This window comes from Pseudomonas sp. LBUM1645, from assembly GCF_059716185.1.
Genome location: NZ_CP166811.1, coordinates 4,370,196 through 4,385,408 on the forward strand (window position 1 = coordinate 4,370,196; position 15,213 = coordinate 4,385,408).

Below are 15,213 nucleotides of genomic sequence, written 5' to 3' on the forward strand. Positions count from 1 at the left end.
GGTCAGCTCCGGGCGATCAGGGAAACGGCAGGAAAGCCGCCAAACGGCAGCGAGTTGCCCTCACCGAAGCGCGGAATGCAGCCCCGACCCAGCGTGGCGTCACACTCATCCAGTTCGGGGTTATAGGTGGGCACTCCGTCCTTGGTGAAGTAAGGACCGGTGTAACCGCAGTTCGGCCCACGGTAGCCGCCTGTAAGGCACCAGTGGCACAAGGTGGTCGCCTGCCTCCCGATGGATTCGCCACCGACGTCGCCCGGGCTGGCTAGCTCCCAGCTGACCATCTCCCCGTCCTCATTCGTTTTCTGGTCGATGTACCAGACCTCGATCGTCTCTTGGGTTGGGTCAGCTGCTGGGTTTCCGGCCGGAAAGTTCTGCGCGTCCAGGTACGTGCCCAAGGTGTGCCGCATGGTCAGCTTGAACTCGAGCAGATCGTCAAACGCCAGACATAGCGCAGTGATGCGTCCGTTAACATTGCCGACTGACAGCGAAGGCCGTACCGCGGTGCCGTCGCCATTGGCCTCAATGCCGTCGATCTGCATGGGCCAGGCACCGTACTCGTTGCCCTGGAACCAGATTGGCTTCGCGGGCAGCTGGTCAGCATCCGCACCAGCGGCGATCAACTCTTCGGGTGTATGCGGGATGGCATGCCCGTGGAAGCGCAGCACGTCCGCCCCGTAGTCCGAGCCGTCCAATTCAAAGAGCAGCACTTCGCTGCCAGGCTGAAGCACCTGGATGTCACTGATCAGCGGCATGGTTGCCCCTTATGGTTGGAATGCACGGTCGAAAGTGGCAGTGAGCTTGAATACGCCCCCACCCATGGGAGTAGGAACCAGCTTTTTACAGGTGAACAAACCCAGTTCGCCGAGTGGAGTGGTCCAGAGGAACGCCTTGGCGCCAGCGTGCCGATCAAAAAACGCCATGATCTCCAACACCTTGGTCTTGGGCCCGGTGTAGGAGATCGGGTAGGAGTCCTGTTTGTTGTTCGGCCCGTCGCCAGACTCTTGCTTGTAGCCATCGCCAAACTGCGCGGTGCGCACCCGATAGGTGATATCGGGTGCGTCTCCATTTTGCGTTGGCCAGGTGAAGCGCTCGATCGCCATCAGGCTCTCCCATTTACGTTTCGGAAGCTGACACCGCCAGCACGCCAAGAATCAGCCACAGCTTTCTCGGCCGCAGACTTCATTTGCGTTTGAAGGTTTTGTGCTAGTGCTTGCTGATCGAGCTGCATGCCTTCCGAGCTTCGGTCTTGCGTGACCACACTGACCGGAGCGCTGATGCTGATCGACGTACCCGAACTACCGCTGCTCAGTGCAGCGACACCAGGGCCACCGCCAGACGTCAGCGGCGTGACGCTGCCGCCATTCGCGCCGGTCATGAGGAATGACCGGCCGCCTTCGTTGTACAGCTCCGGCCCCAGCTCGTTGACTTCGTACAGAGAGTTTGGTGCGACAGGCCCGCCGGCTGCTCGGTACCCGGAGAAGTCGACGTTGTCATAGCCCGCTTGCGTCGACCCCGCCGAAGTAGGAGTGGAGCCGCTGCCGACGAAGTAGCTGGTAGCGGCGCCGGCCAAACTGCTCAGCAGCGTCGAGCTGGCCTGACGAGTTGCAATCCGCGCCATATCCGCAATGATCGATTTCGCGAAATCACCAAACGACAGCTTCCCAGTCATGGCGAAGTTGACGATCGCGTCTTCCATCGAACTGAAGGCGTTGGTGAACAAGCTTTTCGTCTGCCCGGCAACATCCCGCGCCGACTCCAGGTAGTTCTGCCACGCCGACGATGCGCCGGCGCTCCAGTCGCCCTGGGCGGCGGTCATCTCGTCATAGTTGGATTGCACGGTGTCGTGCAGATCCTGCTGAGTGGTTTTCAACGCAGCCAGCTTGGCGGTGTATTCGTCGAGGCTCATGCCGCGCGAGCCGTCACCGTACTGGCTGGCTAGGTCAAGTTTCTGCGAGTTGAAGCGGTCGTCGATGGCGTTCTGTTGATCAGTCATGCCGCGCTGTCGATCGCCTTGGCCAAGACCTGCCGCGGCGCGCTGCCCCTGCTGGCGCAGCGTATCGACTTGCTGCTGCAACGCGCTGGTGTAGGTCTGAACGGCCAGCTCCTGCTTTTTCAGCCGGCCCTGCTCGTTCGTTGCCAGCACATCCAGTTCACTGTCCGCAGTTTTCTGCGCCTTGAGCATGTCGGTGCGAGCGTCGGCGATCTTCTGGTCGAGCTGAATGCGCTGCTCGCCCGTGGTGGTCGCCTTGCCCTTTGCCGCCTCGAGAGCGGCAATTTCCGCCTCATAAGCAGCAGTGACCTCGTCCCGCTCGTTGCCGATCAAGGCTTCGCGCTTCAGGAGATATTCCTGTTGCGAGATCAGCCCGGCCTTCTGCGCGGCATCCAGTTGTTTCTGGGTGTTCGAGTAGTCGGCCTGAATTTCCTTGAGGGCATTTTGAGCAGCGTTGTAGCCAGTGAGATCGACAGCTCCAGCCGATGCGGCTTTAGGGTCCTTGTTCTTGTCCTTGATGTTCTGAAGAGTCTTGGCGACATAGTCAGCCTGAACCTTCGGATCATCAGGATTTGCTTTCTTAAGGACCTCGACATCGCGCAAATAGGCCTTGGTCAGCTTGTCGCGCTTCTCGGCATTCGTGAGGTTAGAGTCGCTGAGTTGCTTAAGGCGCTGCTCGGCCTCAATGCCTTCCTTCTGTACCGTCAGATTGAGAGCCTGGGCCTTATTTTTTGAGTCCTGCATATCACGTTGCTTTACAAGAAAATCGAGCTCCTTCTTTGAAGCATCGAGTTTCTTTTTGGCATCGGTGTCATCGGGGTCCGCCTTGAGCGCGCTTTGCGCAAAAGCCACGCTCTGCGTCAGCTCAGCAATCCGTTTCGCTGGGCCCTCGTCGCGACCGATGTTTTTGATCGCATCGAGCGACTTCTTGGCTTCGTCGGTGATGCCTTTCCAAGCCTTTTCGATAGTGCCAAGGTTCTGGGTGATTTCACCCGACCGGCCTTTTACGGTCTCGGCGTAGGTATCCGTCAGCAGCTTCGCGGCGCCGATGGTGTCGCCCTGCTCTTTCAGAGCGACAATCTGCGAATAAACAGAAGCCGTCAGGAAGTGATACTGATCGTTCAGTTCCTTCGCGGCAGCGACTGGGTCCTTCGCAATTTTGACGAACTCGGCAATGGTCGCATCGACCGACTTTCCGGTGGCGTCCTCCATCGCAGCGGCGGCGTCGGCGATATCCTTAAAGCTGTCGCCGGCAATCACCCCGCTGGCCGCCAGCTTGACCAAAGACGCGGCAGCTTCGCTGGTTGTACCGTTGGTGGCGCTCACCTGCTGAGCCAGGTCAGCCAGCTTGCCCGCCGAAGTGCCGGCAATATTGCCAGTGAGGATCAGCGCTTTGTTGTACTCGTCAGCCTCTTTACTGCCTTGGCTGTAGCCATAGATGAGCGTTCCCAGCGCGACTGCCGCAGCCACAACGGCAAGCGCCATGCCGGCAGCACTGAATGAAATGCCACTCATTGCTGGCTGAATAGCACCGACAGCCCTCTGTGCGTTTTCCGCAGCCTCAGCCGCAGTGTTCGAACTCTCAGCCAGGTCCGACAGGCTTTCACCCGCCTCGTCGGCATTGTCAGCGACATCCTTGGCATTGGTAGCGATGCCGGCGAGAGACTCGCCCAGCACTGCCGCTCCGGCGCCACCAGTGAACAGCGAGCGGAATTTGTCCTTCAGCGCGTCGAAGGTATTGCCGACACCACCGAATGAGTCCTTGATCTGCCCGCCCTGCTGGATCAGCACCATCAGCGGGTTCTGACCACCGGCCAGGCTTGTGAAGATGTCGGTAAACTGCGCAGGGAGCTGACGCAGAGCCTGCTCGGTCTGCTTCGAGTTGGCGCCGGTCTTGCGCAACCCTTCATCGAAGTCGCCCAACTTCTGCCGGGACGCATCAATGCGGGTCGAGTACTCACGGAATGTCTCAGCGTCGATAAGGCCGGCGGACTTGTACTTCTGCAGCTGCTCCTGCTGCTGATCGAGCTTTTCGAGCGCGGCCATGGCCGGGTTGATCTTGCCGAGAAGCGCTTGCAGGCCTTCGGCTTGAACGCCGGTGGCGGCTGCGGCCTTCTTCGCCGCCTCAGCCTGACGATCTGTCGAGCCGACCAGAGCGTCAGACTCAGCCTGCAACCGTCGCTGAAGTGCTGCCAGGCTGCTGACCGAGGAACCTGAATTCTCCAGCGCGGCGGCATTGGTATTCACGCTGGCGGTGAGGCTCTGGTAGTAATCGCTCGACTCCAGCGAGGCCTTGGCCATGGCCGTCAGACGCTTCATTGCGTCTTCAGTGGACTCGGACAGTTTGCCCTCGGCCGTGGCCAGGGCAGTAGACGCAGTCGCCGCTTTGTCGAAGCCAGCAGCAACGCCGTCAGCAGCTTTCTCAGCCTTGACGCCAGCCTGGGCCAGACGTTCCAGATCCGTGGCAGCCTGGACGGCATCGCCCGAATTTACCTCGATGCCTAATTGCGCGATTGTGCCCGACATGAGTGCTCCATTACTTCGATTCGCTCATGACGAGCAAGGCCTCGACCTCCATTACCTGAAGGTCGGGAAAAATCTCAGCGATTTGTTTTTTCTTGATGCCGAGGTAGCCGGCCACGTCGCGAATGGACGTGTAGTCGAGCCCGGTGGCGCCACACGCCCCTGTACGCCACTGCGTGGACAAGGCATTGAAGAGGCAGAAGGCTGGCCAGTTATCTGACCAGACTTCGCAATCATCACCGTAATCCTCAGCCGAGAACCCAAAGGCATCCTGTCCTTTTATGCTCGGCTGGTAGAGGGCACGTGCGACGCTGGTCAGTTTCCCAGGCGGGCCGAAGCGAAGGCTTTCTGATAAGCATCGACAATCGCATCACCAGCGCCGGCCGATGTTTCCACCAGCGCGCGGATCGACTCAGGGCTCAACTTGTCATCAAAGCCCCAGCCCGTGACTAACTGAGCGACCTGTTCCACCTGGCGCTCGATGTGAGAGTCAGTGATCTCGATCAGCGTGAGGCCATCACCCTTGGCCTTGAAGCGCTCCTGATCTTCCTTGGCGCTCTCTTGCCATCCCGCGAACAACGCAGCGAGTTCCTTGCGGTCGCGATACTTGAGCTCGAACGGCACCTTGATTGTGGTGCCCCCAACGCGCGGGATATCCACGTCGGCTGTGAAGGTGGGGTTTTGGGCAATCTTGAACTTGGCCATGGGTGCCCCTTACGCGGCGTAGCGGATGAATTTAGCGACCACGGCAAACACGGCGGTGACGGCCATGATGTTGTTTTTGGTCAGCGTGGGCACGTTGTCGAACGAGGCGAATGCGTTGTAAACGATGACGCCGCCGGACGCGAGGTTCACTCGGACCGCCCGGGGTGTCTTGTCGTCGTCAGCTGTCAGCAGCACATCGTTATGCGGAAGGCTCGGGTCATCCGCCATGGTCAGCGTGAACGACAGTGCCGACTTGGACGTTGGAATCTGGTGCTCATCGTCCTCTTCGAGGAACGAATACGTGACGTTTTGCTGCTCGCCACCGGACTTGCTCGATTCCGTGACTTGGCTGATAGGCGTCCAGGTCAGAATCTTCCGAACCGAGCCGCCGCCCGCGCCAGCGATGAAGCGCGCAGCATTAAGCGTATTGACCGATTCAAGCACGAAAGCGTCAGCGGTCACGCTCTTGATCCGAACGACGCGATTGTTCAGGCGGGCCCAGCCAGACGTCACTTCGACATAATCACCCGACTCAAGATCGTGACCGACAGACGATACAGATGCCTCGGTTGCGTTGGTGATCGCGATAAAAATTACCGACGTGTCATAAGACGCTGCGATACCGACAGTCGAGCCGTTTGGTAGAAACACACTCATTGGTTTTTCCTCTTTTCAGAAATGACAAAACCCGCTCAATGGCGGGTTCTGGGTTTGCCCAATGGGCGGATTAGTTGGTGTCAGCTCGGTACAGGAATGAGACCGGCACGGTGAATGTGGTGTCATCAGCGATGCCGGGGCCAGGGTCAACCGGCGTCATGGTCACGACGGTCAGCGCGCCCTTGGTATTCCGCTCGTACAGCGGGAACAGCGCGGCGATCTGGTCGGCCAGCACGCCGACCGCACCGCGATACTTGCCCGATGGCGTCACGATGCTGACCTGAAACACGCCGGTGTACAGCTTGTGGTCGCCGCCGAGCGTGTTGCTCGCAGTGTCCGCTGGCAGCGTGAACGCCTTCAGGTAAGTGACGCCGTCCACTGGCGTGTAGGCCTCGTTCTCGACGACGACCTTCAGCGGAACCGGCAACGCTTTCGCCCAGTTGATCAGCTTGGCCTCGTAGATTGAGGCGATGATGTTGTGGCTCATACCTGGTTGTTCCTGATGGCCTCCAGCACGATTTGCTGGAAGCGGGCCACGGTGATGCGGACCATGCCGCCAGGCGCTTGCGTTGAATGCCCAAACTCGAGCGGGATCGCGTACCCGAGACTATTGGTGATGTAGCAGGTGTCACCCGCCTTGAACTCGATTGCACCGGCAACGATTCGCGCAGTTGATTTGGCTCCGCTCGGATCAACCTCTTCGGTCGTGGTGCTATTCGGGGCGCCAATGCTGAACATCCAGTTTCCGCGGAACCGGCCGCCGACGTAACCACTCGGCGCGGAGATGTCCATGCCGTCATCCAGCTTACGGCCAGGCTTGAGCCGTCCCGCCTTCGTCAGGTTGGTCGGATCGCTGCGCAGGCCGCTGTTGTGATCGTCCACGGCCTTGTTGTACTGGCTTGCGACGGCGTTTTGCGCCCAGATTTCAGGATTGCCCACCGGGGACATGCGGATAACGCTGTTGCCGACTTCGATGATGATCTCGCGCAGGCTAGCGTCGATGGCTTCCGTGGCCTGGGCCGCGAACTCGGCGAGGCTCAGCGCGAAGCTTCCAGACTGGCCGGAGCCTGCGCGACTCATGACCGCACCTGCAATTCGTACAGAATCGGCGTGCCGGCCGGGTTGATCTCTTTCAGCGGCGGAACGATTGACCAGGTGCGACCTTGAACGATGACCTTGTTCAACAGGTCCGGTACCCACACCAGTCCCCGCGCGGCGATCTTGAGCTTCTTGTCGCCTTGCTTGATGAGGCTGTTGTTCTGGAATTCTTGACCGGTGAAGTCGAGCAGGATGCCTTGGGCGGTCTGCTCCGTGACGGTGTCAGGTGGCGCACTACCGGCGTCCGGATCGTACTCGCCGACGGTGATTGCCCGAATGGTCACGGGCTGGCCGAACTCTGTGATCATATCCAGAGCCATCACGGCCATTTCGTCGTAGAAGGCCATGGTGGCTCCAGATGTGAAAAGCCCAGCGTGATGGCTGGGCTTTTTTATGTTTCGCTTTCGTCCCAAAGTTGAGACAGCTTATTTCTTCGGCGAAGCAACATCGCGTCCGCATAATGGGCCGCCTCATCTGCTAGGACAGCCCCATCGGTTGGTTCTCTCGAAGCGATAGCAGTGATTGCTGCAGCTGCATACAAATCCCACGCTTCAAGTTCCTTTTCGGTAACGCTTTTTCTGTCAGCCATTTGGAGCTCCATTAAATTAGCCCCAACGCTACCACTATGCGCGAACTGCAAACAGGCCGCGCCGCTGCAGGTAATCCGCAAACTGAGTAGCGCTCGGCCGATCCGGCGCCGCCGGCAATAGTCGGCCGCTGGTGTTGGAGATCGTCGCGTACTCGCGGGTCACCGCGCCTTCGACACGCTCCAGCGTCACCGCGCCTTTGCGCTTCTCCACTGGGTCGATATCGTCGGTGTGGATCTCGGCGGCCAAGGCCATCTGTCCATATTGGATTCGAGCCGGCAGGTAGTTGTCGGGCTTGATCTGACAATCCAGTTCAACCCCTCGCCGCGGCCAGGCCAGAGCCTGATCGCTGTCCATCTTGCGCCCCTTCCAAGTCATGCCATCCATCGCCAAGGCGGACCGACGAAGCAGTGCTTCTTGCGCTGGCTCGTCCGCAGGGATGGTCACGCCAAACTTGCCGGCGTACATGACCAGGTCCGCGGCGCTCGCGTAGCTTTCGGCGTTTGGCTTGCCGGTACCGTCCTCGATGATGAGTGTCATGAATCAGCTCGCAGGAATGAGTTTAAGAAGGTCGAGCTTCGGAGCTTTGGCATCATATTCGATGCCTTGAGCAATCAACCACTCGCGTAATTCGCCGACACCCATTTCCTTGGGATCGGTTTCGAACTCGCCTTGTTCACTGCCAGAAACTACGAGAGTTACGTCGACGCCCGCCGCCTCGTAAGCAGCAACGATCTCCGGGTAATCGCCAACGATCATAACCTTCGTTGCATCGCGCTCAATCAAACGAAAAAGATCGGGATTGCGGTAGCGCTTTTCGGGATCGAAGCCATCAAGCTGATTGCTGTAAGTCAATTCCATGAATATCTCCGTTGCGGCCATTGCTGGCCGCGTCCTAGGGTTGTTATTAGCCGCCAACCGGAGGCGTAGCAGTCAACTTGATCATCACGCCGGCGGTAACCTTGTTGCTGCCGGCATGCTTGACCCAGTTGGCAGCAGAACCAACGGCGGCCAGCGTAGGGTTAGAACCGCCAGTGGCAGCCTTCCAGCTGTAACCCAGAACATCGATGTTCACGGTACCTTCCGCACGGTAGCCAATGCCGAGGTTTTCTTCGTCGTTCACCTCGTACGAACGGAAGCCAGGGGCCTGGGATTCGGTGATCGTCACGGCATTCGGAAGCAAACCGAAGATCACGTCGGCCGGTGCGGTATCGGTCACCAATACTGGCTTACCCAGGGTACCCGGCAACCCGCCGTAAATTACGACACCGGCTTCTTCGTAGATCTTGTTGGTGATCGCCTCGTCGACAATGTCGAAGTAGGCGCTGGAGTGCATGACCCAGAGCGCGATCCGGCCGAATTTGTCACCGAACTTACGCATACCGCGCGTCAGCGTCTTCTTGCCATCGGTTTCGATGTTGGCGGAAACCACCATGTCGGTATTGGAGCCAATGGCAGCACGAAGGCCCGCAGTGGCGTACTGAATGAAACCTTCCAGGGTCGCGTCAGCCACGTCGGCTCCGACGATTTGGGAAAACTCTTCGACCGGGCGACCGCGGCGTTTGAATGCCTCCTCGGTCGTCTGGTACGGACCGTACTTCCACGGTGCTTTGACACCCACCGCTTCGCCGGCGCTGATCTTCTTGGCGGTAACCTTGCCTTCAGAGTTAACGTCGCGGTGCTCCAGCGAGCCGTTCAGCTTGTACAGAGCACGCTTGCGGAAGTCGCCTTCGATCAGCTCGTTATCGAGCACCATCGCGCCGTTGGACGACGCGTTGAAGACATCCAAGTTGTCTTGAACACGCTCCAGGTATGCGGTTTGCGCCTCATCGTTGTAGATGATCAGGTCGCTGTTAACGGTTGTAGCCATGGGTCAATCCCCTTACTTGGGCAATTGCAGATATGCGGTTTGGCCGTGCTTGCGCTGATAGTCGCGCTTTTGCTCGGAGGTCATTTCGGAGCGTTTGAATGCAGCCTGGCCGCCACCCCCGCCCGGGGCATTTGTTCCCTGAGCCCTTGGCCACAGGTGAGGTGCGCTTTCGCGCAGAGATTCCGCCCATTCGAGCGGAGACAGAGGGCTCTTTCCGTCTTTGCCGAGGATGGCCTGGCCTTCCTTGTCGACAGCAACAGCATCACCCTCTTCGTTGAGGGTGAATTGCCCACGCGCGCGCAGGATCAGATCCTCCGTCGCTTCAGGTAATGCTCCGGCCTTGATTGCTGCGGCGCGAATCGAGTCTCCGAGTACCTTGTCTCGGAATTTGTTCGCGAACGACTCGGACTTATCTGCCCGGGCTTTCTCGCCAGCCAATTGCTTGTCGAATTCACCGCGCAGACGCTCTGTACGCTTACCAAAGACCTCATCGATCTTGCCTTCGGTAAGCAGCTTGGTTTCTTCATCCTGTCCGGCCTTGGTCAGCAGTCCTTTCACGGCATCAATATCGATGCCTTCGAACTGCGTTTCGAACTGGCTCAGCTTGCCGGAGGTATCTTTCAGCTTGCCCAGCAGCTCAGTGTTCTTGGTTTTCAGTCCAGAGACGGATGCTTCAACGGCAGTCGCGATAGCGGCCTTGATTGCCGGATTTTCCAGGTCGATTTCGTTTTCTTCTGCCACGTTGATTCACCCCTTGGGTTTTGTGCCGCCCGCTTTGCAGGCATAAAAAAACCCGCCGAAGCGGGTTAGGTTCAGTAACTTCAAATGTTTAAGTCAAATCGGTTAAGAAGAATGTTGTCCATCTGCCTTAAGCTCAACGAGCTACCTAAATCATCTTGGAAAAGCTCTCGCGCTCGTAAAAAATGATCAACATAAGTCCTGTAGTTTTTTGACTTGCCGGCAGTTGTGTATGCAAAGACCCATTCCTGCTCGTCTGCAACCCATTTCAAAGCGACCCGGGCCCGTGAGTCCATCATGGGGAACAGCTTCGGCCGATGAAAATGAAGATACTTCGAGGCAAAGCTGCTGCAATCCTTTTCTGTAATTGTGGTGATTGCCTCGCACAGAAAGGCGTGGACCTTTACAACATCACCAACTAGCACTGGCGTCAGCTCTTGGTGTTCATCAAGCATATCCAGCAGTTCACTGACCATCGAATTACCAATAGTCTGCCCCAGCAAATCATAGAAATTTGCCGTGCCACTGACTGGATCTATTTCACTCGGCGTCCGCCTCTCTGCTGATGCCGAAAGACTCCGCCCAATGATCAAAGCCTTCGATGCAATTTGCGCCTTGTCAGTGTTGCTCGGGTTATCCCGCACAAATTGATAAAGCAACCGGTTGGCTGGAATGAAAATCCCACAACCTTCATCTGTACCAATGATCTCCTTGGTCAGATACGGAATCGCAGTTTTTTTAAGGCGCATGCATGACTCCCTGTGTATGTCATGCACACCATAACGAAGCGAATTAGGATTTCAACTCAATCCAGCCCGTTCAAATGCCAGTGGTTCCAAGCCCTTCATCTGCACCAAGGTCATTGGCGAAAAATTCCGATCAAGCTGAAGCTCAGCGAAACGCTGGACGCTCAGCCCGCCTTCTCGGAATAGCTTCGCCCGTACCGACCCAATAGCCACATCCTGAAACGAAGCCGGCTGCTGCTGTAACCAGTGATAGTAATCGAGGCTTGCGCTGACCTGGCCTGCGCCATCAGCCCCCACCGAAGCCCGCGTAGCGCCTTTGCCGAACATCTCGCTGAGCTTGGTCAGCAGAATGAAGGTGGTTCGGCAGTTCGGGTGGAACGGCGGCCTGGGCCCAGAGTTGACGGGGAAGCGCCGCTTATCCATCGAGCGACATCGCTGGCTAGTCTTGCTGTCCAGCGTGGCGACCATTTCAATCTCGGCCACGATATCCGTATTGGCCTTGGCCACTTCCATGCGCGCCTGTGACGACACATGCTGAATCGCGGTGTGCATGACCGTGCTGGCATTGCGGTTGGTGGTGGCCAGGATGCCGTCTTTGTACCCCGCCGCCTTGGTCCCGCGAATGTTGCGGATGACCTGGAAGTTCGTCTGCCCTTCGAAGAAGCCCTGCCGAATCGTGCCGGTAACGCGCTCCCGTTCGGAAGTGGTCCAGCCCTTGATGAACGACTTCAGCAGCTTCCCGCCACCGGTGCCACGCACGCTTAGTGGATTGGTCAGCACTGCCGACCTGATGGCTGCCGCCGTCGGCGCTGCGACGTCGAGCGACACACCGACCGGCGCAGACCTCGCCAAGCTCGTCGCCTCAAACTCAGCTTCGTAGTTGGCAATGTCGATCAGATCGAGGTTCAGTTGCGCGCTGTAACGATCGAAGATGCCCAGCAGCAGGCTGTCGACTTCCTTCAGCAGCGCCTCAAGCCGTTTGACGTTGTACTCGGTCAGATCTGACTGGGTAAGTCGATCGCGGATCGAACGGTCAATCTCCTTGAGGAAAGGCGCGAACTTACCAACCTCCCCGGCCTTCAATTTTTCGAGGAAGACCGCGTGCCGGATCGTGGTGTCAAGGATTGCTTGGTTTGCCGCCATTTGGTGTTACCTCATCGTCCAGACCCAAGCCATCGCTCTGCTCTTGAAGCTCGCCATCGATCTGCAAGTCCGTGCGCTCCGGGGCAATCAAGCCCAGTTTGCGCAGGTAAGACCTCAGATCCGCCTTCGCGAAGCCGCCGTTCTGCCACAGAGCAACCAATGCCGTGATCATTTGCGGATCAGCCGTCAGCTCGACGAACTCCTGATTGACCTGGTACGCGACCTTGTCGGTGATGCCCATGTAAAGGCCGCACCACATGATCGCCCGGGTGTATGCCTCGCTAACGTTGGCCACGCAGCCGGCGAGTACCGATGTCGACGCAGATTGATCGCCGCGGGACTCTGTCGCCGTTTTGGCTGCCAGTGATGCGCCAACCATTCGCGCCCCCAGCTCGATCATCATCTGGTTCTTGTCGGCCATGGCCTCCTTCACCAGAGTGTTTGGCAGTGGCTGCGAGTACCCAAACTGGCCGCCAGCAGGAAGCAGCATCGGCGCCCGAGAGCCAACGTAAACGCCGTTTTTCTCCATATGGTCGCGCCACTGCTCATCAAGTCCAGATATCCATGGCTGGGCTTGTCCGCACCAGAAGACGCTGTCTTCGTAGTCTGCGCTGTTACGGTAATGCCCCAGGTTGATGATCGCGATGTCGTAGAGCGGCGACTCGTCGATGGTTGGATCGTTGTTCTGTGCACCGATGAAGGTGAACGGGATTTCCTTGAGGCGCCCGGTAATGCCTTCCGGCGTGAATGTCTCGGCGACCTCAAGCGGACCGCCTCCTCTCGGGCCAGAGCGGCGCCAGACTCGACAGATAAAGCCTTCATCCTCAAGCGCAAGCTCGCGGAACTGCTCGACAGCTTTGAACCCGAAGCCGTCCTCGATCTCCAGCATCTCCCGCAACACGACCAGGGTCAGTACGTTGTGCCCGTTCACCATGCCGGTGCGCCAGTTGATGATGTCCTCGGCGCAGTACGACAGGATTACCGAATGGCCACCGACGCCTTTGTCCTGATGGTAATCGACGTACAAGCCGTGGCGGCCTGCCTCAAGCACCTTTTCCAGCGTGCCTTGGGAGTGCTGGTAGATGCTCACCCCGGAGCCGTTGGCATTGTCCTGCAAGTACTCCAGCTTCTTCGGCGCGGTAAGCGTCGGGTCTTTGTGAAAAGCCAGGCCCAGCAAGCCATTGCGTGTGTGGCCAGTTGCGTTTTTGAACACCGCCCGCTCTCGGTAGGACTTGTTCCGGTCGATGTTTTCGGGCGACTTGTCGTGTGCGTTTATGTACGGCAGCCGAGAAACAACCCGGTGCTGGCCGGCGCAGACATCGCGCACGGTTGCCCAGCGCTCCAGCGCTTCGATGTAATCCGCCCGCTTGAAGGAGACGTCGTTGCTCATCGGGCGAATCCCATTTTGATTGCGGTGACCGGCTTGATAATCGGGTACTCGCGGTGAATGAAGTAACCGCCGCCATCGTTGGCGTGGTCATTGCCCTGGCTCTTGTCCGGCTCGCCGTTGGGCGCCCAGATTTGCTGTTCAAGGCCGTCGGCGTACGTTGGGCATGTGAACGGGTTCACCAGGTAACGCCGCTCGCCCTGCGCGTTGCAGAACATGGCGTTCATGGCGTTGATTCGATCCTTTACCGGAGGGTTGGCAGCCGGCGCGATGACCGTGAAGCCCGCCTGCTTGAGCATGGCGATATCGGTGACGCTGGCGTTGACCGATTTGCGTGAATCACCCGAGGCGTCCGGGTAGATCCGAATCTCGCAGGTCTTCTTGTAGTCGTTGCCGGTGTGCTCCCAGTAGCGTTCCTTGATGCGACGGATCATGTCCGGTGTGTCGTAGCCATCCATCAGTTCATCGACCGCTCGGGGTAGACCCTGATCGCGCTTGACGTGTGTGACCGCCGCCATCTTGCCGACGTTGAAGTCCATGCCGATGAACAGTGGCTCGCCCGCCTGTACGGTGTCGAAGCACTGATTCAGCTTGCGGTCGTAAGCGTGGTAGATCGATCCAGACGTCAGGTTGACGAACTGGCCGTTGAGGTACGCGCGGATCAGTTGCTCGGGATACGACTCTATTAGCGACGAGATATAGTCGTCGGGCAGGTTGAGTTCGTTGTCGAACGTGCTGGCCTGCACGAGGCCGTACATCTCGTTGAGCTTTGGCTTGTCGCGTAACTGCTTCACGAACTGCAAGAAGACAAACTTGAAGCCTTCCGGCGTGGTGGTCACGTCGACGCCGTTCTTCAGCCCCGGCAGGTTGTAACGCATCCGGGCAATGATCTTGCGCCAGGCCTGCTGAGCCTTGATCGAGGTCAGCACGTCCAGTTCGTCCACCAGGGCATGGCCGATCTTGAAACCGACAATCGTCTGCGGCTTCTCCATCGACCGGCAAATCACAGTGCCGCGATACTGCCGACCGCTGTAGATGTGAACCTCGTGGTTCGCCTGGTTGATTTTGGTCTTCAGCCCCCAGTCGTAGGCCACCTCTTCCACCGTCGGATAGAAGATGTCCCGGATCTGCGGGTAAGTCGGTGCGAAGTAGCCAGCGTTGACGCCGGGCCATTCCATGAAGTGCTTGCACAGCGCCGAGCATCCGACCCAGGTCTTGCCTGAGCCGAACCCTGCGACGAATGCGCGGAATTTGTTCGGCAATAGAAGGAACTTCGACTGCGGAACGTTAAGGCTCGGCATTCGGCTTCCTCGCATCCACTACATCGACCTGGATGCGGGTCGGGATTGCCGGCTCGTCGTCAGGCTCGTCCTTCCGATTGCGGTTGACGTAGATGTCGCCGACTTCCTTCGCGGCCTGCTCCAACAACTGGGCTGTCAGCGACATATTCTTGGACTTCTCGGCCTTCTCAGCCATACGGCCAAGCGTCCGGAGCCGATATGCACGGTTAGCGATCGGGATCTCTGCCGTCTCTTCACGGAAACGCTTGCGAGTATCGTGAAACAGCATCACCCACTTCTTCGCCAGATTGACGCCGGATCGTTTGGTTGGGTCGTGCGACTCGCACAACTGCCGGGATATCTCGACGCCAAATTCTTGTTTGACGGCCTCTACCACCTGCGACGGTGTGTCAAAACACGCCAACGCCTGAACGATGAAGCCTTTCACCTCATTATTCAGGGTTGCCATATTTGGGATTCCGTCTAATG

At 58.3% G+C, this 15,213-nt stretch carries 19 protein-coding genes; all 19 read right to left on the reverse strand.

The window, feature by feature from the left end; translation table 11 throughout:
• Nucleotides 1–2: 2 nt before the first annotated feature.
• Nucleotides 3–752 (reverse strand): phage minor tail protein L, encoded by a 750-nt coding sequence (locus ACA079_RS19455; protein ID WP_497700548.1) that lies wholly within the window; start codon nt 750–752, stop codon nt 3–5.
• Between the two features lie 9 nt (nt 753–761).
• Entirely contained in the window at nt 762–1,100 is a 339-nt protein-coding gene (locus ACA079_RS19460) for a phage tail protein (protein WP_497700549.1), read from the reverse strand.
• The gene (locus ACA079_RS19465) at nt 1,100–4,516 is read right to left on the reverse strand and encodes a phage tail tape measure protein (protein ID WP_497700550.1); all 3,417 of its coding nucleotides are present in this window, start codon (nt 4,514–4,516) and stop codon (nt 1,100–1,102) included. Before ACA079_RS19465 ends, ACA079_RS19460 begins: the two co-directional genes overlap by 1 nt.
• A 10-nt stretch (nt 4,517–4,526) precedes the next feature.
• Complete coding sequence (locus tag ACA079_RS19470; RefSeq protein WP_497704349.1) at nt 4,527–4,796, reverse strand: DUF1799 domain-containing protein; 270 nt, start codon at nt 4,794–4,796, stop codon at nt 4,527–4,529.
• Nucleotides 4,797–4,828: 32 nt separating this feature from the next.
• Nucleotides 4,829–5,218: a phage tail assembly chaperone gene (locus ACA079_RS19475; protein ID WP_497700551.1), complete on the reverse strand. Its 390-nt coding sequence runs from the start codon at nt 5,216–5,218 to the stop codon at nt 4,829–4,831.
• A gap of 9 nt (nt 5,219–5,227) precedes the next feature.
• Nucleotides 5,228–5,875 carry a phage tail protein gene (locus ACA079_RS19480; protein WP_497700552.1) on the reverse strand — a complete coding sequence of 216 codons (648 nt, stop codon included), beginning with the start codon at nt 5,873–5,875 and terminating at the stop codon, nt 5,228–5,230.
• 70 nt (nt 5,876–5,945) lie between these two features.
• Nucleotides 5,946–6,362, reverse strand: a complete 417-nt coding sequence (locus ACA079_RS19485) for a phage tail terminator-like protein (protein WP_497700553.1) — start codon at nt 6,360–6,362, stop codon at nt 5,946–5,948.
• Nucleotides 6,359–6,955, reverse strand: a complete 597-nt coding sequence (locus ACA079_RS19490; RefSeq protein ID WP_497700554.1) for a hypothetical protein — start codon at nt 6,953–6,955, stop codon at nt 6,359–6,361. The genes ACA079_RS19485 and ACA079_RS19490 overlap by 4 nt, the downstream gene beginning before the upstream one ends.
• The gene (locus tag ACA079_RS19495) at nt 6,952–7,320 is read right to left on the reverse strand and encodes a hypothetical protein (RefSeq protein WP_497700555.1); all 369 of its coding nucleotides are present in this window, start codon (nt 7,318–7,320) and stop codon (nt 6,952–6,954) included. The genes ACA079_RS19490 and ACA079_RS19495 overlap by 4 nt, the downstream gene beginning before the upstream one ends.
• A gap of 44 nt (nt 7,321–7,364) precedes the next feature.
• Nucleotides 7,365–7,562, reverse strand: coding sequence for a hypothetical protein (locus ACA079_RS19500; RefSeq protein WP_497700556.1), 198 nt, complete (start codon nt 7,560–7,562; stop codon nt 7,365–7,367).
• A 34-nt stretch (nt 7,563–7,596) separates the two neighbouring features.
• Nucleotides 7,597–8,100 (reverse strand): DnaT-like ssDNA-binding protein, encoded by a 504-nt coding sequence (locus ACA079_RS19505; RefSeq protein WP_497700557.1) that lies wholly within the window; start codon nt 8,098–8,100, stop codon nt 7,597–7,599.
• A 3-nt stretch (nt 8,101–8,103) separates the two neighbouring features.
• On the reverse strand, nt 8,104–8,421 hold the full coding sequence (locus ACA079_RS19510; RefSeq protein WP_497700558.1) for a hypothetical protein: 318 nt from the start codon (nt 8,419–8,421) through the stop codon (nt 8,104–8,106).
• 46 nt (nt 8,422–8,467) lie between these two features.
• Complete coding sequence (locus tag ACA079_RS19515; RefSeq protein WP_497700559.1) at nt 8,468–9,430, reverse strand: major capsid protein; 963 nt, start codon at nt 9,428–9,430, stop codon at nt 8,468–8,470.
• Nucleotides 9,431–9,442: 12 nt separating this feature from the next.
• Nucleotides 9,443–10,171, reverse strand: a complete 729-nt coding sequence (locus ACA079_RS19520; RefSeq protein WP_497700560.1) for a hypothetical protein — start codon at nt 10,169–10,171, stop codon at nt 9,443–9,445.
• An 80-nt stretch (nt 10,172–10,251) separates the two neighbouring features.
• Nucleotides 10,252–10,917, reverse strand: coding sequence for a hypothetical protein (locus ACA079_RS19525; protein ID WP_497700561.1), 666 nt, complete (start codon nt 10,915–10,917; stop codon nt 10,252–10,254).
• A 51-nt stretch (nt 10,918–10,968) separates the two neighbouring features.
• Nucleotides 10,969–12,057, reverse strand: a complete 1,089-nt coding sequence (locus ACA079_RS19530) for a minor capsid protein (protein WP_497700562.1) — start codon at nt 12,055–12,057, stop codon at nt 10,969–10,971.
• Complete coding sequence (locus ACA079_RS19535; RefSeq protein ID WP_497700563.1) at nt 12,032–13,447, reverse strand: DUF4055 domain-containing protein; 1,416 nt, start codon at nt 13,445–13,447, stop codon at nt 12,032–12,034. The genes ACA079_RS19530 and ACA079_RS19535 overlap by 26 nt, the downstream gene beginning before the upstream one ends.
• A complete protein-coding gene (locus ACA079_RS19540; RefSeq protein ID WP_497700564.1) occupies nt 13,444–14,745 on the reverse strand; it encodes a terminase large subunit domain-containing protein in 1,302 nt (433 codons plus the stop codon). Before ACA079_RS19540 ends, ACA079_RS19535 begins: the two co-directional genes overlap by 4 nt.
• Nucleotides 14,732–15,193 carry a DUF2280 domain-containing protein gene (locus ACA079_RS19545; protein ID WP_497700565.1) on the reverse strand — a complete coding sequence of 154 codons (462 nt, stop codon included), beginning with the start codon at nt 15,191–15,193 and terminating at the stop codon, nt 14,732–14,734. The genes ACA079_RS19540 and ACA079_RS19545 overlap by 14 nt, the downstream gene beginning before the upstream one ends.
• Nucleotides 15,194–15,213 lie beyond the last annotated feature (20 nt).